The organism is Paenisporosarcina sp. NPDC076907 (assembly GCF_050269735.1).
In the GTDB taxonomy this organism is placed as follows: Bacteria; Bacillota; Bacilli; order Bacillales_A; family Planococcaceae; genus Paenisporosarcina.
Genome location: NZ_JBNNIX010000006.1, coordinates 34,095 through 55,094, shown reverse-complemented (window position 1 = coordinate 55,094; position 21,000 = coordinate 34,095). Strand labels below are relative to the sequence as shown.

20 protein-coding genes and 2 other annotated features are annotated in these 21,000 nt (G+C 42.4%); all 20 genes read left to right on the top strand.

The window, feature by feature from the left end; genetic code table 11:
* Positions 1-35 precede the first annotated feature (35 nt).
* The 20 genes from ACQKEV_RS15775 (at position 36) to rpoC (ending at position 20,845) form a co-directional block, all read left to right on the top strand.
* Positions 36-1,115 (top strand): PIN/TRAM domain-containing protein, encoded by a 1,080-nt coding sequence (locus ACQKEV_RS15775; protein ID WP_427447487.1) that lies wholly within the window; start codon positions 36-38, stop codon positions 1,113-1,115.
* Positions 1,116-1,212: 97 nt separating this feature from the next.
* Positions 1,213-1,908, top strand: a complete 696-nt coding sequence (gene ispD, locus ACQKEV_RS15770; protein ID WP_427447485.1) for a 2-C-methyl-D-erythritol 4-phosphate cytidylyltransferase — start codon at positions 1,213-1,215, stop codon at positions 1,906-1,908.
* Positions 1,909-2,385 (top strand): 2-C-methyl-D-erythritol 2,4-cyclodiphosphate synthase, encoded by a 477-nt coding sequence (ispF, locus tag ACQKEV_RS15765; protein WP_427447484.1) that lies wholly within the window; start codon positions 1,909-1,911, stop codon positions 2,383-2,385.
* 56 nt (positions 2,386-2,441) lie between these two features.
* Complete coding sequence (gene gltX / locus ACQKEV_RS15760) at positions 2,442-3,905, top strand: glutamate--tRNA ligase (protein WP_427447483.1); 1,464 nt, start codon at positions 2,442-2,444, stop codon at positions 3,903-3,905.
* A gap of 53 nt (positions 3,906-3,958) precedes the next feature.
* Positions 3,959-4,183 (top strand) — a binding site (T-box leader).
* A 193-nt stretch (positions 4,184-4,376) separates the two neighbouring features.
* Entirely contained in the window at positions 4,377-5,039 is a 663-nt protein-coding gene (gene cysE, locus ACQKEV_RS15755) for a serine O-acetyltransferase (RefSeq protein ID WP_427447482.1), read from the top strand.
* A complete protein-coding gene (gene cysS / locus ACQKEV_RS15750) occupies positions 5,036-6,436 on the top strand; it encodes a cysteine--tRNA ligase (RefSeq protein WP_427447481.1) in 1,401 nt (466 codons plus the stop codon). Before cysE ends, cysS begins: the two co-directional genes overlap by 4 nt.
* Complete coding sequence (locus ACQKEV_RS15745) at positions 6,433-6,864, top strand: Mini-ribonuclease 3 (RefSeq protein WP_427447479.1); 432 nt, start codon at positions 6,433-6,435, stop codon at positions 6,862-6,864. Before cysS ends, ACQKEV_RS15745 begins: the two co-directional genes overlap by 4 nt.
* Entirely contained in the window at positions 6,861-7,613 is a 753-nt protein-coding gene (gene rlmB, locus ACQKEV_RS15740; RefSeq protein WP_427447478.1) for a 23S rRNA (guanosine(2251)-2'-O)-methyltransferase RlmB, read from the top strand. The genes ACQKEV_RS15745 and rlmB overlap by 4 nt, the downstream gene beginning before the upstream one ends.
* A gap of 1 nt (position 7,614) precedes the next feature.
* Positions 7,615-8,124, top strand: a complete 510-nt coding sequence (locus tag ACQKEV_RS15735; protein ID WP_427447476.1) for an NYN domain-containing protein — start codon at positions 7,615-7,617, stop codon at positions 8,122-8,124.
* 73 nt (positions 8,125-8,197) lie between these two features.
* Positions 8,198-8,845, top strand: a complete 648-nt coding sequence (gene sigH, locus ACQKEV_RS15730) for an RNA polymerase sporulation sigma factor SigH (RefSeq protein ID WP_427447475.1) — start codon at positions 8,198-8,200, stop codon at positions 8,843-8,845.
* An 84-nt stretch (positions 8,846-8,929) separates the two neighbouring features.
* Entirely contained in the window at positions 8,930-9,079 is a 150-nt protein-coding gene (rpmG, locus tag ACQKEV_RS15725) for a 50S ribosomal protein L33 (protein WP_081637847.1), read from the top strand.
* A 41-nt stretch (positions 9,080-9,120) separates the two neighbouring features.
* Complete coding sequence (gene secE / locus ACQKEV_RS15720) at positions 9,121-9,306, top strand: preprotein translocase subunit SecE (RefSeq protein WP_427447472.1); 186 nt, start codon at positions 9,121-9,123, stop codon at positions 9,304-9,306.
* A 105-nt stretch (positions 9,307-9,411) separates the two neighbouring features.
* Positions 9,412-9,945 carry a transcription termination/antitermination protein NusG gene (gene nusG, locus ACQKEV_RS15715; RefSeq protein ID WP_427447470.1) on the top strand — a complete coding sequence of 178 codons (534 nt, stop codon included), beginning with the start codon at positions 9,412-9,414 and terminating at the stop codon, positions 9,943-9,945.
* Between the two features lie 287 nt (positions 9,946-10,232).
* On the top strand, positions 10,233-10,658 hold the full coding sequence (rplK, locus tag ACQKEV_RS15710) for a 50S ribosomal protein L11 (protein WP_016429869.1): 426 nt from the start codon (positions 10,233-10,235) through the stop codon (positions 10,656-10,658).
* A 117-nt stretch (positions 10,659-10,775) separates the two neighbouring features.
* On the top strand, positions 10,776-11,477 hold the full coding sequence (rplA, locus tag ACQKEV_RS15705; RefSeq protein ID WP_427447469.1) for a 50S ribosomal protein L1: 702 nt from the start codon (positions 10,776-10,778) through the stop codon (positions 11,475-11,477).
* 41 nt (positions 11,478-11,518) lie between these two features.
* Positions 11,519-11,658, top strand: a sequence feature (ribosomal protein L10 leader region).
* 33 nt (positions 11,659-11,691) lie between these two features.
* Positions 11,692-12,192 carry a 50S ribosomal protein L10 gene (rplJ, locus tag ACQKEV_RS15700; RefSeq protein WP_427447468.1) on the top strand — a complete coding sequence of 167 codons (501 nt, stop codon included), beginning with the start codon at positions 11,692-11,694 and terminating at the stop codon, positions 12,190-12,192.
* Between the two features lie 75 nt (positions 12,193-12,267).
* Entirely contained in the window at positions 12,268-12,630 is a 363-nt protein-coding gene (rplL, locus tag ACQKEV_RS15695; RefSeq protein ID WP_427447467.1) for a 50S ribosomal protein L7/L12, read from the top strand.
* 82 nt (positions 12,631-12,712) lie between these two features.
* Entirely contained in the window at positions 12,713-13,318 is a 606-nt protein-coding gene (locus tag ACQKEV_RS15690) for a class I SAM-dependent methyltransferase (RefSeq protein ID WP_427447465.1), read from the top strand.
* Positions 13,319-13,544: 226 nt separating this feature from the next.
* A complete protein-coding gene (gene rpoB, locus ACQKEV_RS15685; RefSeq protein ID WP_427447464.1) occupies positions 13,545-17,105 on the top strand; it encodes a DNA-directed RNA polymerase subunit beta in 3,561 nt (1,186 codons plus the stop codon).
* Between the two features lie 137 nt (positions 17,106-17,242).
* A complete protein-coding gene (rpoC, locus tag ACQKEV_RS15680) occupies positions 17,243-20,845 on the top strand; it encodes a DNA-directed RNA polymerase subunit beta' (protein ID WP_427447462.1) in 3,603 nt (1,200 codons plus the stop codon).
* The last annotated feature ends 155 nt before the right edge of the window (positions 20,846-21,000 follow it).

The following is a 21,000-nucleotide window of genomic DNA, read 5'->3' as shown; positions in this document are numbered from 1 at the left end:
GAAAACGTGTATAATCAAAAACAGGAGGTGGGCTTGTGTTAAAGTGGATTATTCGAATTACCTTTATCTTGATTGGTGGAACGCTCGGGTTACTTTTATTACCGCAATTATACGATCTTATACATTTATCTTCTAACCCGTGGCTGAACAATCCGTATGTGTCTGTACTAATAGGGGCCATTCTTTTATATGTCCTTGCATTACTGTTGACTGACTATTTGATTGAGTTTTTAAGTTGGATGGAAGATCGATTGCTGAAAGCGCCAATTGGTGATTTATTGTTTGGTACACTTGGTCTGATTATTGGCCTTAGTGTCGCATTTCTATTGAATTTTGCAGTGGATTCCATTCAGCTGCCAGTCATCAATGCCGTTTTGCCTGTATTGCTGACCATCACATTAGGGTACCTTGGTTTTCAGGTAGGGTTCAAGAAGCGCGATGAGATTGTGCAAATGTTTACTGCTAACAAAGCGGTTGTTCATAAGAAGAAATTCGACGAAAACAACCCTCAGGCATTGCAACAAGCATCTTATAAATTACTCGATACAAGTGTCATTATCGATGGCCGGATTGCTGATATTTCCACAACTGGTTTCCTAGAAGGGGTGCTTGTCGTACCTCAGTTTGTCTTGACTGAACTTCAGCATATTGCAGATTCTTCGGATACATTGAAACGTACACGTGGCCGAAGAGGTCTTGATATCTTGAAACGACTTCAGTCGGAACGTGCTTCAGCTGTTTTGATTACGGAAGAAGATTTTGATGATGTTGCGGAAGTTGACTTGAAATTGATGCGTCTTGCGAAGAAAATGGACGGCATGGTAGTGACAAATGATTTTAATTTGAATAAAGTGTGTGAGTTGCATCAAGTGCCTGTTCTGAATATCAATGATCTTGCGAATGCGGTCAAACCAGTCGTGATTCCTGGTGAAGAAATGCATATCGTCGTCATCAAAGATGGGAAAGAACAAAATCAAGGCGTTGCTTATCTGGACGATGGAACGATGATTGTTGTCGAAGATGGCAAGGCGTTTATCGGCCAAGCAATTAATGTCATTGTTACAAGTGTTCTTCAAACTTCGGCAGGTCGAATGATTTTTGCCAAAACGAAATAATCAATCACACCTAAAATAAGAGGCTGCCCTTTCTGTCATTAACACGAGACAGCTAAGGCGGCCTCCTTTTCCATCATGAATGAGGAGAATACATGAAATGAACTATATCGTTGTATTACCAGCTGCAGGCAGTGGAAAACGAATGAAGGCAGGGCATAATAAATTATTTCTGACATTGCGCAGTAAGCCGATTCTCATCCATACGCTCGAGGTTTTTGAAGAGGATCCAAATTGCGCAGGGATATGGCTTGCGGTGAAGCCTGAAGAGCGCATGACGATACAAGAGATGTTAGATGAACATAACATTACAAAAGTAAAAGGGATGCCTGCGGGGGGCGAAGAGCGACAACACAGTGTATATGCCTGCATTAAAGCGGCAGAGCATGAGGCTGACTTGATTCTCGTTCACGATGCAGCAAGACCTTTTATAGAACCAGCCGTTATTAAAAAATTGGCTCAAAAAGCTAGCGAAAATGGTGCGGCGATAGCTGGCGTAAAAGCAAAAGACACCATGAAACGCGTACATAATCACATTATTGAAGAGACAGTGGACCGTGAACAATTGTGGATCATCCAGACACCGCAAGCTTTTCAAACGGACATATTGGTAAAAGCGCAGAAGCAAGCGGAACAAGACGGATTCATTGGTACAGACGAATCCATGCTGGTAGAACGACTGAATATTCCCGTACATGTGGTGGAAAGCACGTATGATAATGTAAAAATGACGACACAAGAAGATTTATTAATAGGCGAAGCTATCTTACAAAAACGACAGCAGGAGGAAAACTAAATGTTTCGAGTTGGACAAGGGTTTGATGTACATGAATTTGCAGAAAATAGACCGCTTATTTTAGGTGGAGTGACGATTCCGTACGAAAAAGGTTTAATTGGTCATTCGGATGCCGATGTTTTATTACATACGGTGACGGATGCGGCATTAGGTGCAATCGGAGAAGGGGATATCGGACGTCATTTTCCTGATACAGATCCCGAATTTAAAGATGCAGACTCCGCCAAACTACTGGCGTACATTTGGAACATAGTTGAAGAAAAAGGCTACAAATTAGGTAATGTGGATTGCACGATTATTGCACAGGCACCGAAGATGGCGCCTTACATTACGCAAATGCGTGACCGCATAGCAAAGCTGTTAAATGCCGAACCATCGCAAGTGAATGTCAAAGCGACAACGACTGAAAAGCTTGGCTTTACAGGACGCGGAGAAGGCATTGCAGCACAGGCGACGATTTTACTCATTCAAAAATAAGCATGACCTGTGTTAAACTGGACAAAGTTTAGCACGTATTCGAGGAGGAAACACACATGACACAAGAAGTTCGCGTACGCTACGCACCAAGCCCTACAGGAAATTTACATATTGGTGGAGCCCGCACTGCCTTATTCAACTATTTATTTGCACGTCATCATGGCGGCAAATTCATCGTTCGTATTGAAGATACGGATATTGAACGTAACATTGAAGGTGGCGAATTATCGCAACTAGAAAACTTAAAGTGGCTTGGCATCGAGTATGATGAGTCTGTTGATATCGGTGGACCATATGCTCCTTACCGTCAAATGGAACGTCTGGACATTTACCAAAAGCATGCAGACGAGATGCTTGAAAATGGCCACGCTTATAAATGCTTCTGTACAACGGAAGAGTTGGAAGCTGAACGTGAAGAGCAAAAAGCAAAAGGTGTCGCTGCGCCAATGTACAAAGGTACATGCCGTAACTTAACGAAAGAAGAAGTAGCGGAGAAAGAAGCGACTGGTCTTGCACATACGATTCGCATGCGTGTACCAGCAGATGTAACATATACGTTTGAAGACTTGGTTCGCGGTTCGGTTTCATTTGAATCAAAAGATGTTGGGGACTGGGTGCTTGTGAAAGCAAATGGAATTCCGACTTATAACTACGCAGTTGTGTTGGATGACTATTTCATGAAGATTTCTCACGTATTCCGTGGGGAAGAACATTTATCTAACACACCAAAACAAATGATGGTATTTGACGCATTTGGCTGGAAAGCGCCTGACTATGGTCATATGACGTTAATCATCAACGAAAACCGTAAGAAACTTTCAAAACGTGACGAATCGATTATTCAATTCGTTGCTCAATATAAAGATCTTGGGTATATTCCAGCAGCAATGTTCAATTTCTTTGCGCTCCTTGGCTGGTCTCCTGAAGGGGAAGAAGAAATCTTCACAAAAGAAGAATTCATTCGCCAGTTCGACGTCAATCGTTTATCTAAATCACCATCGATGTTCGATAAGCAAAAATTGACTTGGATGAACAATCAATATTTGAAGCAACTTTCACTGGATGAAGTGGTTGAACTTGCATTGCCTCATTTACAAAAAGCGGGTCGCTTGCCGGAAACTTTGACAGAAGAGGAAATGCAATGGGCTACGGGCGTGATTGCGCTTTATCATGAACAAATGAGTTTCGGTGCTGAAATTACTGAGCTAACTGACCTATTCTTTAAGGATGAACTTGCATATGATGAAGAAGCGACTGTTGTTTTAGCTGGTGATCAAGTGCCGGAAGTTATGGCGTCATTCAAAACGCAACTCGAGCAACTGGAAGTGTTTGAAGCGGATGCTATTAAAGGTGCTATTAAAACCGTGCAAAAAGAAACAGGACATAAAGGCAAAAACTTGTTTATGCCAATCCGTGTTGTGACGACTGGTCAAACGCACGGTCCGGAATTGCCGAATGCCATCGCGTTAATCGGCAAAGAAAAAGTACTTGCACGTGTGGAGAAATTCGCAAAACAATAAGTTTGACTTTCACGCATCATGGTGTGAAAATTAAGCTATCTTTAACCAAAAATCAAAACGCTTTGATGAGGAGAAGTACATAAGGCACGCTCTTTAGAGAGGACCACCACCGGCTGAAAGTGGTCTGAGCTTAGGCACTATGGAAATGCACCTCTGAGCGCTCAGCTGAACCGTTTAGTAAGCGAGCCGTACCGTCTACGTTACAAGACGCCAAGTGGGAAGGAATGCTAAACATCCTTCCAATCAGAGTGGAACCGCGCTATTACAGCGTCTCTGTCAGTCATTGACAGGGGCGCTTTTTATTTTGGGCAAAAAATGGTGTTATCCCGGAAAGCAAACTTGGTGGTGAGACGCATTTAAGCGATGAATCCTCAGGTCTAGCGATAAGCACACCGAATTGATTCTACATTTTTAAAAAAGCCTCAAATAAGCTATCGAACGAAGCAAATCATCAAAATAGGAGGAGAGAAAATGTTCGGTCGAATGAAAGAAGATGTGGAAGTCGTCTTCGAACAAGATCCGGCAGCAAGACGTGTGCTGGAAGTTGTGCTGACATATGCCGGGTTACATGCAGTTTGGGCACACCGTGTAGCCCATGCCCTTTTCAAGCGGAAATTCTATTTCCTAGCGAGAGTCGTATCACAAGTGAGTCGTTTTTTCACCGGAATTGAAATTCATCCGGGTGCCAAAATTGGCCGTCGCTTTTTTATTGACCACGGAATGGGAGTGGTCATCGGAGAAACGTGCGAAATCGGCAACAACGTCACGATATTCCAAGGCGTTACACTTGGAGGTACAGGGAAGGAACGAGGGAAACGACACCCAACGTTACACGATAACGTACTGGTGGCAACAGGAGCAAAAGTACTTGGGTCAATTACTATCGGTGAAAACAGTAAAGTCGGTGCCGGATCCGTTGTTTTGAAAAATGTTCCCCCGAATTCCACGGTAGTAGGTATTCCAGGAACTGTCGTGATACAAGATGGAATCAAAGTGAAACGTAACTTGGATCATCAAGATTTACCTGATCCGGTTGCAGATAAATGCAATATGCTGGAAGAGAAAATTGCTATCTTGCGAGAGCAAGTTGCGGTCGTCAGTGAACAACTCGAAAAGGAGCGAAACGTTAAATGAGCATTCATATTTACAACACGTTAACACGTCAAAAAGAGCCATTTGTGCCATTAGAAGAGGGCAAGGTGAAAATGTACGTGTGTGGACCGACTGTCTACAATTACATCCACATCGGGAATTCCCGTCCTGTTATCGTCTACGATACGGTGCGTCGATACTTGAAGTTCCGCGGTTATGAAGTCAATTTCGTTTCTAACTTTACGGATGTTGACGACAAAATTATCAAGACTGCAAATGAGCTTGGAGAAGATGTATCCGAATTGACGGAACGTTTTATCGCAGCTTACTTTGAAGATGTGACCGCACTCGGTTGCCAAAAAGCGGATGCTCATCCGCGTGTAACAGAACATATGGACTCCATTATCGAATTCATCGAAGTGCTAATTGAAAAAGGTTATGCTTACGAGTCGCAAGGTGACGTCTACTACCGTACTCGCAAGTTTGATGGTTACGGCAAATTGTCCCATCAATCAGTAGATGATTTGAAAATTGGTGCACGTATTGAAACAGGCGAAAAGAAAGAAGATGCACTCGATTTTGCTTTATGGAAAGATGCAAAGCCGGGTGAAATTTTCTGGAAGAGTCCTTGGGGTAACGGTCGTCCGGGTTGGCATATTGAATGTTCGGTAATGGCTCGTGAAATCCTTGGAGACACAATTGACATTCATGCAGGTGGCCAGGATTTGACGTTCCCGCATCATGAAAACGAAATTGCGCAGTCTGAAGCATACACAGGCAAGCAATTCGCTCGCTACTGGATGCATAATGGCTATATCAATATAGACAATGAAAAAATGTCGAAGTCACTTGGTAACTTTGTGTTGGTGAACGACATCCGTAAACAAATCGATCCGCAAGTGTTGAGATTCTTTATGCTGTCAGTTCATTACCGTCACCCAATCAATTTCTCGCAAGAGCTTGTTGAAAATGCGGAAAATGGTCTGGCGCGCATTCGAACTTCTTATGCGAATTTGGCGCATCGTCTGGAAGCGTCTCCTGAACTTGGGGATCACCAGGATATCTGGTTAAACAAGATCGAAGAAGTCCGCACGCAATTCATTACGTCAATGGACGACGATTTCAACACGGCAAACGGAATTGCTGCGTTATTCGAATTGGCAAGTCTGGCCAATGTGTACTTGATTGAAAAACATACGGAAGCAGCTGTACTGACGGCGTTCATGGAGGCGCTGAAAGAATTGTCACTTGTTTTAGGTATTAAAGTGGAAGTGAAAACTGAGGTGCTGGACGAAGAAATTGATGCTCTTATTGCTGAGAGAATCCAGGCTCGTAAAGATAAGGATTTCGCTCGTGCAGATGCGATTCGAGATCAATTGAAAGAAATGAATATTTTATTGGAAGACACGGCGCAAGGTATCCGTTGGAAGCGCGGATGAACAAAGAATATTCACTGCGACCAGCAGATGTAAAACAATTAAACTCACTGGCTCTTGCTTATATGGGGGATGCCGTTCTGGAGCAAGCCATTCGTGAACACTTGATTCGTTCAGGACGGGTCAGACCCAATACGTTGCATAAAGAAGCGACTAAATATGTTTCGGCGAAAGCTCAAGCATCCGTAGTACGTGTGCTACTCGCAGAAAAGTTTTTGACGGAAGATGAGGAAGCGGTGCTCAGACGCGGGCGTAATGCCAAGTCTGGCACCATTCCCAAAAATACAGATGTACAAACGTACAAGTATAGTACCGCGTTTGAAGCGGTTCTCGGAAGTCTGTATCTATCAGGTGATTTTGAACGCGTGAAAGAAATTATCGAAAAAGCGATTACCACTATAGAAGAACCGAAAGGAGAATCGATATCGTGACTGAACTAGACAATGAAATCGTCTCAGGAAAAAATCCAGTATTGGAAGCCCTTCGATCTGGGCGGGATATGAATAAAGTATGGGTAGCGGAAGGTGTTAAAAAAGCGGGAATCGCCGAGTTGTTGCAACTGGCGAAAGAAGCGGGCATCATCGTACAGTTTGTACCGAAAAACAAGGTGGACCAATTGACGGATGGAGCCAATCACCAAGGGGTAGCAGCTTCAGTTGCAGCTTACCGTTATGCGGAGATTGATGAACTTTTCGAGCGTGCTGCGTCTCGCAATGAAGATCCGTTATTTTTGATTTTAGATGAATTGGAAGATCCACATAATCTGGGTTCTATTTTACGTACTGCAGATGCGACCGGAGTGCATGGGGTCATCATTCCGAAGCGCCGAGCAGTTGGATTAACTGCTGTTGTGGCAAAAACGTCTACAGGGGCAATTGAACATGTTCCGGTAGCACGCGTGGGGAATTTAGCACAAACCGTTGAAGATTTGAAAAAACGCGGTGTTTGGATAGCTGGGACAGATGCCAAAGGATCGGCTGACTACCGTCGCATGGATGCCAAATTACCATTGGCAATCATAATAGGCAGTGAAGGAAAAGGGATGAGCCGCTTACTGAAAGAGAAGTGTGACTTCCTTTATCACATGCCGATGGTTGGTCATGTAACGTCGTTAAACGCTTCAGTTGCTGCCGCAATCCTGATGTACGAAGTGTTACGCAACCGCCAGCCGGTTAATTGAGATGGACATTTTACTCGTCGATGGCTATAACATTATCGGCGCTTGGAAAGAGTTGCGAGCATTAAAAGCGGACAAGCTCATTGATGCTAGAGATCGACTGATTGAAATGATGGCGGAATACAAAGCGTATTCCGGTTGGAAGGTCATTGTTGTGTTTGATGCACATCTTGTACCTGGGATAGAAAAGAAGAAAAAACAGTACGATGTCGAAGTCATTTTCACCCGTGAAAATGAAACGGCGGATGAACGCATTGAAAAATTAACTTCACAACTAATGACAAGGCGTGATCAAGTGCACGTCGCAACATCGGATTTGACGGAACAATGGGTAATCTTTGCGCAAGGTGCACTGAGGAAGTCTGCGCGTGAACTTGAAATTGAAATGGAGTTAGTGCAGGACAATATCACGAAGAAAGTGAAGGCGATTCAGGACCAACGACCGTTTTCAAAAATCCAGCTCACCAACGAAGTGGCAGAAATTTTCGAAAAATGGCGCAGAGGGATGAAATGAAGCGTTGACGCTCGATTTCCACATCCTGTATACTAGGGTCAAACTATGCAGACCGGCCGAGGTGATACTGTTGATGAAGAGTGACTATGGACACGTGAAGCTGCACCAATTTGAGGACTTACTTGATGATGAACTTGTGGAATTGGTACACAATGGCGACTCCGAAGCGCTGGACTTTTTGATCACGAAATATCGATCTTTTGTGCGTATGAAGGCGAGATCTTACTTTTTAATCGGGGCCGATAAAGAAGATATCATTCAAGAAGGAATGATCGGACTCTATAAAGCGATTCGGGATTTTAGAGGGGACAAACTCTCATCGTTTCGTGCATTTGCAGAACTTTGCATCACGCGTCAAATTATAACCGCTATTAAAACAGCAACACGTCAAAAGCATATTCCACTCAATTCATATGTGTCATTGGACAAGCCGATTTTTGATGAAGAATCAGACCGCACACTAATGGATGTGATTTCGGGTTCCGTCATCGATGATCCTGAAGAACTGATGATCCATCGTGAAGATTATGATTACATGGAAGAGAAAATGAGTGAAATTCTTAGCGAATTAGAGCGGCAAGTACTGGCTCTGTATCTGGATGGCCAGTCTTATCATGAAATTTCCGAAGAATTGAATCGTCATGTCAAATCCATTGATAACGCACTGCAACGCGTGAAGAGGAAACTAGAGCGGCACATTGAAATCGGTGGCGTTCATTGAAATCTTCACCCGGGCGTTTGTTGACAGTCTAAACCGTAGGTGATAGTCTTTAAAAAGACAAATGCTGACTTAAAAGGTGATAAAATGGCTAATAAAGTCGTCTTAAGCTGTGTGCAATGTGGTTCAAGAAACTATACGGTCCCTGCTTCTAAAGAAGGATCCAGTGAACGTCTGGAACTGAAAAAGTATTGCTCGCATTGCAAAGCGCATACGGTTCATAAGCAAACGTTGTAAATATAAATATAGATAATTTTTACTCGGAGGGTTAAATCAGAATGGCTAATATCAGTGGTTTCTTTGGTAATGTTGTCTCGGAAATGAGAAAAGTTAGCTGGCCTAAACGTAAGGAACTGACTCGTTATACAGTCATTGTACTTTCAACGGTCGTAGTTATGGCAGTGTTTTTCGCAGCCATTGACTTAGGGATTTCAGAAGCGTTTCGCTGGTTCCTTAAACTGTAATTTGATAACTGATAGCACTTGTGGAAAATAGCCCGTCAGAAACTGAGAACGGGTTTTTTCATTTGTCTAAAGAAATGGAGGGACGGACGAACAGTCCTGCTACTTATGGAAAAGAATTGGTATGTTGTTCACACGTATTCTGGATACGAGAACAAAGTAAAAGCAAATCTTGAAAAGCGTGTTGAAACAATGGGTATGTCCGATCTGATCTTCCGCGTCATTATCCCGGAAGAGCAAGAAACGGATTTTAAAGATGGTAAAAAACGCACAGTAATGCGTAAAACATTCCCTGGGTATGTTTTAGTAGAACTTGTGATGACGGACGATTCTTGGTATGTCGTGCGTAATACACCAGGTGTTACTGGATTTATCGGTTCTTCAGGTGGCGGAGCAAAACCGACACCATTATTACCGGAAGAAGTAGAATTCATCCTGAAACAAATGGGTATGACTGAACGTAAACTTGAAGGGCAATACACAGTCGGGGAAATGGTGGAAGTTCTTGAAGGACCATTTGCGCACTTCCAAGGTAAAGTGGAAGAGATTGATGATGCAAAAGGCAAGTTGAAAGTTTCAGTTGATATGTTTGGACGCGAAACAAAAATGGAACTGGACTACGATCAAGTTATTAAAATGTAATTAGAAAAGTGAAAAGCGCCTTTCAAGCTTTATGGCTTTAATACACGCTTGCACTTACTAATCAAAGCATTTCAGAATGGAAAAACCCATTCGAAATTTAAAACTTACAACCTTTTTCCAAAAGCTACTTGCTTAAGTTTTGGAAAAATGGTATTATTTCAAAGGTCAGACTGAAATAGTGTAGTCTGCGAAAATTTTAGCTTATGCTCAGCTAGTAGCTGACAGACAGATATTGAGTGGGAGGGGCAACCCAATTACCACATCACGGACTTAAGGAGGTGTGTCTCGTGGCTAAAAAAGTTGTTAAAGTAGTAAAATTACAAATTCCTGCTGGTAAAGCAAATCCAGCACCGCCGGTTGGTCCAGCATTGGGTCAAGCAGGTGTTAATATCATGGGATTCTGTAAAGAATTCAACGCACGTACGGCAGATCAAGCTGGACTAATTATCCCTGTTGAAATTTCTGTATTTGAAGACCGTTCATTTACATTCATTACAAAAACTCCACCTGCAGCAGTATTACTTAAAGTGGCGGCTGGTATCCAGTCAGGTTCTGGTGAACCAAACCGCAAAAAAGTTGCTACGGTGAAGCGTGATAAAGTTCGCGAAATCGCTGAACAAAAAATGCCAGACCTAAACGCAGCATCAGTTGAAGCAGCTATGTTGATGGTTGAAGGTACTGCGCGCAGCATGGGTATTGTCATCGAAGACTAATCCCTGCACTTGATGATGCATTAGTTTTTGGGGGGTTGCGGATGTCTACAAGACACGCAACCCTTATTCGTGGGAGGTTTATTCCGCTAAAACCACAATCAAGGAGGACATTTTACAATGGCTAAAAAAGGTAAAAAGTTGCAAGATGCAGCGAAATTGGTAGACCGTACTAAATTGTACGCAGCTCAAGAGGCAATCGAACTTGCTAAAAAAACGAGCACTGTTAACTTTGACGCAACAGTTGAAGTGGCATTCAAATTAGGAATCGACACACGTAAAAATGACCAACAAATCCGTGGAGCAGTAGTACTTCCAAACGGAACTGGTAAAACTCAACGTGTATTAGTTTTCGCTAAAGGCGAAAAATTAAAAGAAGCAGAAGCTGCTGGCGCTGACTTTGTTGGCGATTCAGAGTTCATCACAAAAATCCAACAAGGATGGTTTGACTTCGATGTAATCGTAGCTACTCCTGACATGATGGGTGAAGTTGGTAAATTAGGTCGCGTATTAGGACCAAAAGGCTTAATGCCAAACCCTAAAACTGGTACTGTAACATTCGACGTAACTAAAGCAATCGAAGAAATCAAGGCTGGTAAAGTTGAATACCGTGCTGACAAAGCTGGTATCATCCACGCGCCAATCGGTAAAGTTTCTTTCGACGACAACAAGTTAGTTGAAAACTTCTTAGCAGTATTCGATGTAGTTCAAAAAGCTAAGCCTGCGGCAGCTAAAGGAACTTACATGAAATCAGTTAACGTTACAACTACAATGGGTCCATCTGTAAAAGTGGATTCTTCTAGCGTAAAAGTTTCTAAATAAGGTTGACAGTTAAAAGTCTATCTGTTAAGATGACTTTTGTTGTAAATAAATTATTTGTACCGTAGACAGTAGGGGCGACTTGTCGCATAATGATCCTACCGAGGACATGCATTCAGATTCTTTTTAAGATGACGTTTCAGCCCCTGTGTCTATATAGATCCAGGGGCTTTTCTTTTGGCGGTATAAATGACTCATTCTATTAGGAGGTGTCCAGATGAGCAGAGCAATCGAAGCTAAAAAAGTTCGTGTTGAAGAAATTACTGAAAAGTTCAAAACAGCAGCAACTGCAGTAGTAGTTGACTACCGTGGCTTGAGTGTTTCTCAAGTAACTGAACTTCGTAAACAACTTCGTGAAGCTGGCGTTGAATTCAAAGTGTATAAAAACACAATGACTCGCCGTGCAGTAGAAGTTGCAGGTCTTGAAGGCTTGAACGAAAGTCTTACAGGTCCAAACGCAATTGCGTTTTCAACAGAAGACGTAGTAGCGCCAGCGAAAATCCTTAACGATTTCGCTAAAAAGAACGAGAAACTTGAAATCAAAGCTGGTGTGATCGAAGGTACAATCGCAACTGCTGACGATATCAAAGCACTTGCAGAACTTCCTTCTCGCGAAGGTTTGTTGTCAATGCTACTCAGCGTTCTACAAGCTCCAATGCGCAACTTCGCAGTTGTTACAAAAGCTGTTGCAGAACAAAAAGAAGAGCAAGGCGCGTAATTCGTTACACGGCTTAGCTGTTTAAAACCGGGTATAACCCAACCAAAAAAATATTCCTATTAGGAGGAACATACAATGAACAACACTCAAATCCTTGAAGCAATCAAAGGTATGACAGTTCTTGAATTAAACGACTTAGTAAAAGCAATCGAAGAAGAATTCGGCGTTACAGCTGCTGCACCAATGGCTATGGCTGCTGGTGGCGGTGCTGCTGCTGAAGAAGAAAAAACTGAATTTGATGTAATCCTTAACTCTGCAGGAGATCAAAAAATCAAAGTAATCAAAGTGGTTCGTGAAATCACTGGATTAGGTCTTAAAGAAGCTAAAGAAGTTGTAGACAACGCTCCTAAAGCTCTTAAAGAAGGCGTAACTAAAGAAGAAGCAGAAGAAATCAAAGCTAAACTTGAAGAAGTTGGCGCTTCAGTAGAAGTTAAATAATTTCTTTCAATAAGTAATGGAAAGCTCGTCAGTTAACGGCGGGCTTTTTCTTCATTTCAACAACAGGTTGGAGGGTGCCCGAATGGCTGATCATTATTATTCAAAAAAACCTCAAACTGAAAGTAAGCCTAAATCATGGAGTTTTACACTGCGTGGTGAGCTGTTTCATTTTGAAACGGATACGGGTGTTTTCAGTAAAAGCGAAGTAGATTTTGGGTCCCGTGTTTTAATCGATGCGTTTGTAATGCCTGCGACTGAAGGGCCTGTGCTTGATGTGGGGTGTGGGTATGGACCAATTGGTTTATCCATCGCTAAAACTGAGGCAGATCGTACAATTCACATGGTGGACATCAACGAGCGTGCAGTGCAACTTTCGCGTAAAAATGCGGAGGGTAACGGGGTACAAAATGTACGAATCTATGAAAGTGACGGGTTTACCGACGTTACGGAAACTGACTTTGCTGCAATTTTAACAAACCCGCCAATCCGTGCTGGAAAACAAACGATTTTTCGTTTTTATTTAGATGCCTATGCGAAATTGCGTGTGGGTGGAGAGTTGTGGGTTGTCATTCAGAAGAAACAAGGAGCTCCGTCAACTTTCGATCGATTAGAAGAAATTTTCGGTCAAGTTGAAGTAGTCGATAAGGTAAGGGGTTACTGGATCATCAAGGCTGAGAAAGTCAAATGATTATTGACTTGACAAAATCGCTATGATATTATAATAAAATGCAAAAATATTATTTTGCGGTCGTATGCCCTTTTGTATAAAGATATTTTCTTAGTGGGTATACTTACCATGAATAAATTTAGTTAACCGAAAATGAGCTCTTATAGAACTCGTTTTCTTTTTGTCTTTTCGACATCATACACTAAATATGGTGTGCCGAAAAGTCCTAATATTGCTTTATTGAGGGGTGAATGAGTTGGCAGGTCAACTAGTTCAGTACGGACAACACCGCCAGCGCAGAAGTTTTGCGCGTATTAATGAGGTGCTGGAACTTCCGAATTTAATTGAAATTCAAACAGCATCTTATGAATGGTTCCTGGAAGAAGGTTTGCGTGAAATGTTCCGAGACATTTCTCCAATTGCAGACTTCACAGGTAACCTTTCACTAGAATTCATCGATTATACATTAGGGGAACCTAAGTATCCTGTCGATGAGTCGAAAGAACGTGACGTAACATACGCTGCACCACTTCGCGTAAAAGTACGTCTTCATAACAAGGAAACAGATGAAGTGAAAGAACAAGATGTGTTTATGGGTGATTTCCCACTCATGACAGAAACAGGTACTTTCGTCATCAACGGCGCTGAGCGCGTAATCGTATCTCAGTTAGTACGTTCACCAAGTGTTTACTTCCATGATAAGACAGATAAAAACGGTAAAAAAGGTTTCGGTGCAACGGTTATTCCTAACCGTGGCGCATGGTTGGAATACGAAATTGACGCGAAAGACGTAGTATATGTACGTATCGATCGCACACGTAAATTACCAGTAACGGTACTTCTGCGTGCACTTGGCTTCGGTTCTGATCAAGAAATTATCGACTTGATTGGCGATAATGAATTCCTTCGTAATACTTTAGAAAAAGATAACACGGAGAGCACAGATAAAGCGTTACTTGAAATTTATGAGCGTCTACGCCCAGGCGAGCCGCCAACAGTTGAAAGCGCGAAGAGCCTGTTGTACTCACGTTTCTTCGACCCGAAACGCTATGACTTAGCAAATGTTGGTCGTTACAAAATGAATAAAAAACTGCACATCAAAAACCGTTTGTTCAATCAAACAATTGCTGAAACACTAGTTGATCCAGAAACTGGTGAAATTCTAGCTGAACAAGGTGCAGTGATTGACCGTCGTTTACTTGATCGTTTAATCCCACATCTTGAGAATGGAATCGGATTCCAAACAATTTCTCAAGTCGGTGGCGTATTAGATGGCGATATCACGTTGCAATCAATTAAAATTTATGCACCAAACAACGAAGCGCAACAAGAAATAAATGTTATCAGCAATGCTTATATTGAAGATGCAATCAAAAACATCACACCTGCTGATATTATTTCTTCTGTTAGTTACTTCTTTGGCTTACTTTACAACGTTGGAAACACGGATGACATCGATCATCTAGGTAACCGTCGTTTACGTTCAGTAGGAGAGTTGTTACAAAACCAATTCCGTATTGGTCTTTCTCGTATGGAGCGTGTGGTACGTGAGCGTATGTCAATTAACGACACACAATCTATAGTGCCACAACAATTGATTAATATCCGTCCGGTTATTGCATCAATTAAAGAGTTCTTTGGTAGTTCTCAGTTGTCTCAATTCATGGATCAAACAAATCCGCTTGCTGAATTGACACACAAACGCCGTCTATCGGCATTAGGACCCGGTGGTTTAACGCGTGAACGTGCTGGCTTTGAAGTACGTGACGTTCATTACTCCCACTATGGTCGTATGTGTCCGATTGAAACGCCTGAGGGACCAAACATTGGGTTGATCAACTCACTTTCAAGTTTTGCGAAAGTGAACAAATTCGGATTTATTGAAACACCTTACCGTCGCGTAGATCCTGAGACAGGCCTTGTGACAACTCGCATCGACTATTTAACAGCTGATGAAGAAGACAACTATGTAGTGGCGCAAGCTAATGCACGTCTTTCTGATACTGGTGAATTTGTGGATGAAGAAGTCGTAGGTCGTTTCCGTGGAGATAACACGGTATTCAAACGTTCTGCAATCGATTATATGGATGTATCGCCTAAACAAGTTGTTTCTGCAGCGACAGCGTGTATCCCGTTCTTAGAGAACGATGACTCCAACCGTGCCCTAATGGGTGCGAACATGCAACGTCAAGCCGTTCCGTTGTTAAATCCTGAAGCTCCTTTCGTAGGAACAGGGATGGAACATGTGAATGCGCGTGACTCAGGTGCAGCGGTTATCGCTAAGTTTGACGGTATCGTTGAGCATGTAGAAGCGAAAGAAATTCGAGTTCGTCGTATTGAAGAAATCGACGGCAAAGAAGTTAAAGGCGATTTAACAAAATATAAATTACAAAAATTCATTCGTTCTAACCAAGGGACGAGTTATAACCAACGCCCAATCGTTAAAGTTGGCGATCGCGTAAAACCACTTGATATTCTTGCTGATGGTCCTTCAATGGAACGTGGTGAGATGGCACTTGGACGTAACGTGCTTGTTGCTTTCATGACATGGGACGGTTTCAACTATGAAGATGCTGTTATCATGAGTGAACGTCTTGTAAAAGACGATGTGTACACTTCTGTGCATATCGAGGAATACGAGTCAGAATCCCGTGATACGAAGCTTGGACCTGAAGAAATCACACGTGACATTCCAAACGTGGGTGAAGAAGCGCTTCGTAATTTAGATGACCGCGGAATCATTCGTGTCGGTGCGGAAGTTCGCGATGGCGATATCTTAGTAGGTAAAGTAACACCTAAAGGGGTTACTGAGTTAACAGCTGAAGAACGTTTATTACATGCAATCTTCGGTGAAAAAGCACGTGAAGTTCGTGATACTTCTCTACGTGTACCTCATGGTGCAGGCGGAATTATCTTGGATGTTAAAGTGTTCAACCGTGAAGATGGCGACGAGCTTCCACCAGGTGTGAATCAACTCGTTCGTGCATACATCGTTCAAAAACGTAAAATCTCTGTTGGGGATAAAATGGCTGGACGTCATGGTAACAAAGGTGTTATCTCTCGTATCCTTCCAGAAGAAGACATGCCATTCCTTCCAGACGGCACACCAGTTGATATCATGCTTAACCCTCTAGGGGTTCCATCTCGTATGAACATCGGTCAGGTATTGGAGCTTCACTTAGGTATGGCTTCACGTACACTTGGCATTCATATGGCTTCACCGGTATTTGATGGTGCCAATGAAGCAGATGTTTGGGATACTATGGAAGAAGCTGGTATGAACCGTGATGGTAAAACAACATTGTATGATGGTCGCTCAGGTGAGCCATTCGACAACCGTGTTTCTGTCGGAATCATGTATATGATTAAGTTAGCCCACATGGTTGACGATAAATTACATGCACGTTCAACTGGACCTTACTCTCTTGTTACGCAACAACCGCTTGGTGGTAAAGCACAATTCGGTGGACAACGTTTCGGTGAGATGGAGGTTTGGGCACTTGAGGCATACGGTGCTGCTTACACACTTCAAGAAATCTTGACAGTGAAATCCGATGACGTGGTAGGTCGTGTGAAAACATACGAAGCCATCGTTAAAGGTGAAAGCGTTCCGGAACCTGGTGTTCCAGAATCATTCAAAGTATTAATTAAAGAACTTCAAAGTTTAGGTATGGACGTTAAGATGATGACAATCAACGACCAAGAAATTGAATTGCGTGATTTGGATGAGGAAGACGATCTTCAACCAGCTGATGCTCTCAACATCCTGCCAATGACGAACGAAGTGCCAGTCGGTTCAGCCGAGTAAGGCAATATATAACAATCCTTTTTAAGAAATAAGGGCAGGCCCTCATACCTGCCCGCATTTCCATTTCCATAAAAGTTATCCGCCTGAGCTAAGTGGATAAAGTCTTTAAAAGACCCAGACTAAGGGAGGTAGGCTCCTTGATAGACGTTAATAATTTTGAGTACATGAAGATTGGTTTAGCATCTCCTGACAAGATTCGTTCTTGGTCATACGGTGAAGTGAAGAAGCCTGAAACGATTAACTACCGCACACTTAAACCTGAAAAAGATGGTTTGTTCTGTGAACGCATTTTCGGACCGACAAAGGACTGGGAATGTCATTGTGGTAAGTATAAGCGTGTTCGTTATAAAGGTGTCGTTTGTGATCGCTGTGGCGTTGAAGTTACACGTTCAAAAGTGCGTCGTGAGCGCATGGGTCACATTGAATTAGCGGCTCCAGTATCACATATTTGGTATTTCAAAGGAATTCCAAGTCGTATGGGACTTATCCTTGATATGTCTCCACGTTCTTTGGAAGAAGTTATCTACTTTGCTTCTTATGTCGTTGTAGATCCTGCGAATACACCACTTGAGCGCAAACAACTATTGTCTGAGAAAGAATACCGTGCATACCGTGAAAAATACGGCACGAAATTCTATGCAGCAATGGGTGCAGAAGCAATCAAGCGTCTTCTTCAAGACCTTGATCTTGAAAAAGAAACAGAAATGCTGAAGGAAGAGCTTAAAACTGCAGCTGGTCAACGACGTACGCGTGCAATTAAGCGACTTGAAGTTGTTGAATCTTTCCGTAACTCTGGTAACAAACCAGATTGGATGATTTTAGATGTACTTCCGGTAATTCCACCAGAATTACGCCCGATGGTTCAATTAGATGGTGGCCGTTTCGCTACTTCTGATTTAAATGATTTGTATCGCCGTGTAATCAACCGTAATAACCGTTTAAAACGTTTATTAGACCTTGGTGCTCCAAGCATCATCGTTCAGAACGAAAAACGTATGTTACAAGAAGCTGTTGATGCATTGATTGATAATGGTCGCCGTGGCCGTCCAGTTACTGGACCAGGTAACCGTCCATTGAAATCACTTTCACATATGTTGAAAGGGAAACAAGGTCGTTTCCGTCAAAACTTACTTGGTAAACGTGTCGACTACTCTGGTCGTTCGGTTATCGTTGTAGGACCAAACTTGAAGATGTATCAATGTGGACTTCCAAAAGAAATGGCGATTGAATTATTCAAGCCATTTGTTATGAAAGAACTAGTTGAGCGTGGCTTAGCTCACAACATCAAGAGTGCAAAACGCAAAATTGAGCGTATGCATTCAGAAGTCTGGGATGTATTAGAAGACGTTATTAAGGAGCATCCGGTTTTACTAAACCGCGCACCAACGCTTCACCGTCTTGGAATTCAAGCTTTCGAACCAACTTTAGTAGAAGGTCGCGCAATTCGTCTTCACCCTCTTGTATGTACAGCTTATAACGCTGACTTCGATGGTGACCAAATGGCGGTTCACGTTCCTCTATCAGCAGAAGCGCAAGCTGAAGCTCGTTTACTAATGTTGGCTGCACAAAACATTTTGAATCCTAAAGATGGTAAACCAGTTGTTACACCATCTCAAGATATGGTATTAGGTAACTACTACTTAACACTTGAGCGTAAAGGTGCAACTGGCGAAGGTTCTACATTCTATGGTCCAAATGAAGTGTTGATTGCTTATCAAAACGGACATGCGCATTTGCATACTCGTATTGCAATCGCGGCAGGTTCTTTGAACAACCAAACATTCACTGAAGAACAAAACAAAATGTTGTTATTGACGACAGTGGGTAAAGTGATTTTCAATGAAATTTTACCTGAAACATTCCCGTACATTAACGAACCAACGGATTTCAACCTTCAAGTTGAAACACCGTCTAAATACTTCGTTTCAACATCAACTGATGTGCGTAAACACATCGATGAAATGGAACTTGTTTCACCATTCAAGAAGAAAATTCTTGGAAACATCATCGCTGAAGTATTCAAACGTTTCCATATTACTGAAACGTCGAAAATGCTTGACCGTATGAAAAACCTTGGTTTCAAATACTCAACTAAAGCTGGTATTACGATCGGTATCTCAGATATCGTAGTACTTCCAGACAAAGGGAAAGTATTAGAAGAAGCTCAAGATAAAGTAGATAAAGTACTGAAACAATTCCGTCGTGGATTAATTACAGAAGAAGAGCGTTATGATCGCGTAATTTCTTACTGGAGTGCTGCGAAGGACGTTATTCAGGAAAAACTAATGAAATCATTAGATAACTTGAACCCAATCTTCATGATGAGTGACTCTGGAGCGCGTGGTAACGCATCCAACTTTACTCAACTTGCAGGTATGCGTGGGCTAATGGCCAATCCAGCCGGTCGTATTATCGAGCTTCCGATTAAATCATCATTCCGTGAAGGTTTAACAGTACTTGAATACTTCATCTCTACGCATGGTGCTCGTAAAGGTCTTGCGGATACTGCCCTTAAAACGGCTGACTCAGGTTACTTAACACGTCGTCTAGTTGACGTTGCTCAAGATGTTATTGTTCGTGAAGATGATTGCGGAACGGACCGTGGCTTGTTGATTGGCGCCTTAATGGACGGCACAGAGGTAATCGAAGGGTTCGACGAGCGTATTGTCGGTCGTCATACTCGTAAAACTATTTTCCATCCAGAAACGAAAAAAGTTATCTTGGAGAAAGATGGTTTGATTACAGAAGACGTAGCTCGCGTTATATTGGATGCTGGATTCGAAGAACTAACTATTCGTTCTGCTTTCACATGTAACACGAAACACGGCGTATGTAAAAAATGTTACGGAATCAACTTGGCAACTGGTGAAAACGTTGAGGTTGGAGAAGCAGTCGGTATTATCGCTGCTCAATCGATCGGTGAGCCAGGTACTCAGTTAACGATGCGTACATTCCATACAGGTGGGGTAGCTGGAGACGATATTACACAAGGTCTTCCACGTATCCAAGAGATTTTCGAATCTCGTAATCCTAAAGGTCAAGCGGTTATTACTGAAATTACAGGGGTTATCTCTGCTATTGATGAAATCCGTGAAGGTCAAAAAGAAATCACAGTTCAAGGTGATGTTGAAACACGTAAATACCTAGCGCCTTATAATGGTCGTCTGAAAGTTCAGCTGAATGATGCCATTAAACGCGGTGAAGTATTAACTGAAGGTTCAATTGATCCGAAAGAATTGTTAAAAGTTAAAGACGTTTCAACTGTACAAGAGTACTTGTTGAAAGAAGTTCAAAAAGTATACCGTATGCAAGGGGTAGAAATCGGAGACAAACATATCGAAGTAATGGTTCGCCAAATGCTTCGTAAAGTGCGCGTCATCGAAGCTGGAGAAACAGAATTGCTTCCAGGTTCGTTACTCGACATCCACCAATTTGCAGATGCGAATAAAGAGGCAGTGTTGAATGGCAAACTTCCAGCAACATGTCGTCCAGTTATTCTCGGTATTACGAAAGCTTCACTTGAAACAGAATCGTTCTTATCAGCAGCATCGTTCCAAGAAACGACGCGTGTGTTAACAGACGCGGCTATCAAAGGGAAACGCGATGAATTGCTTGGCCTGAAAGAAAATGTTATTATCGGTAAACTCGTTCCAGCGGGTACAGGTATGCAACGTTACCGTCAGATCAAGATTGTTGACCAAAAGAAAAACGAAACTGAAGTAGCAGTGAGCGCAGAATAAATTCATCATCCTGTTCCGGGGGTGTGTATAAACAGCCCCCCGGAATATTTATGACAACCGATAAGTGATGTGGTCTTTCGACTTTTCTTGTGAAATGGGTTGACAGAAAAAATTATGGATGATAATATATTTAAGGTTGATAGTTGAAGGTCTGG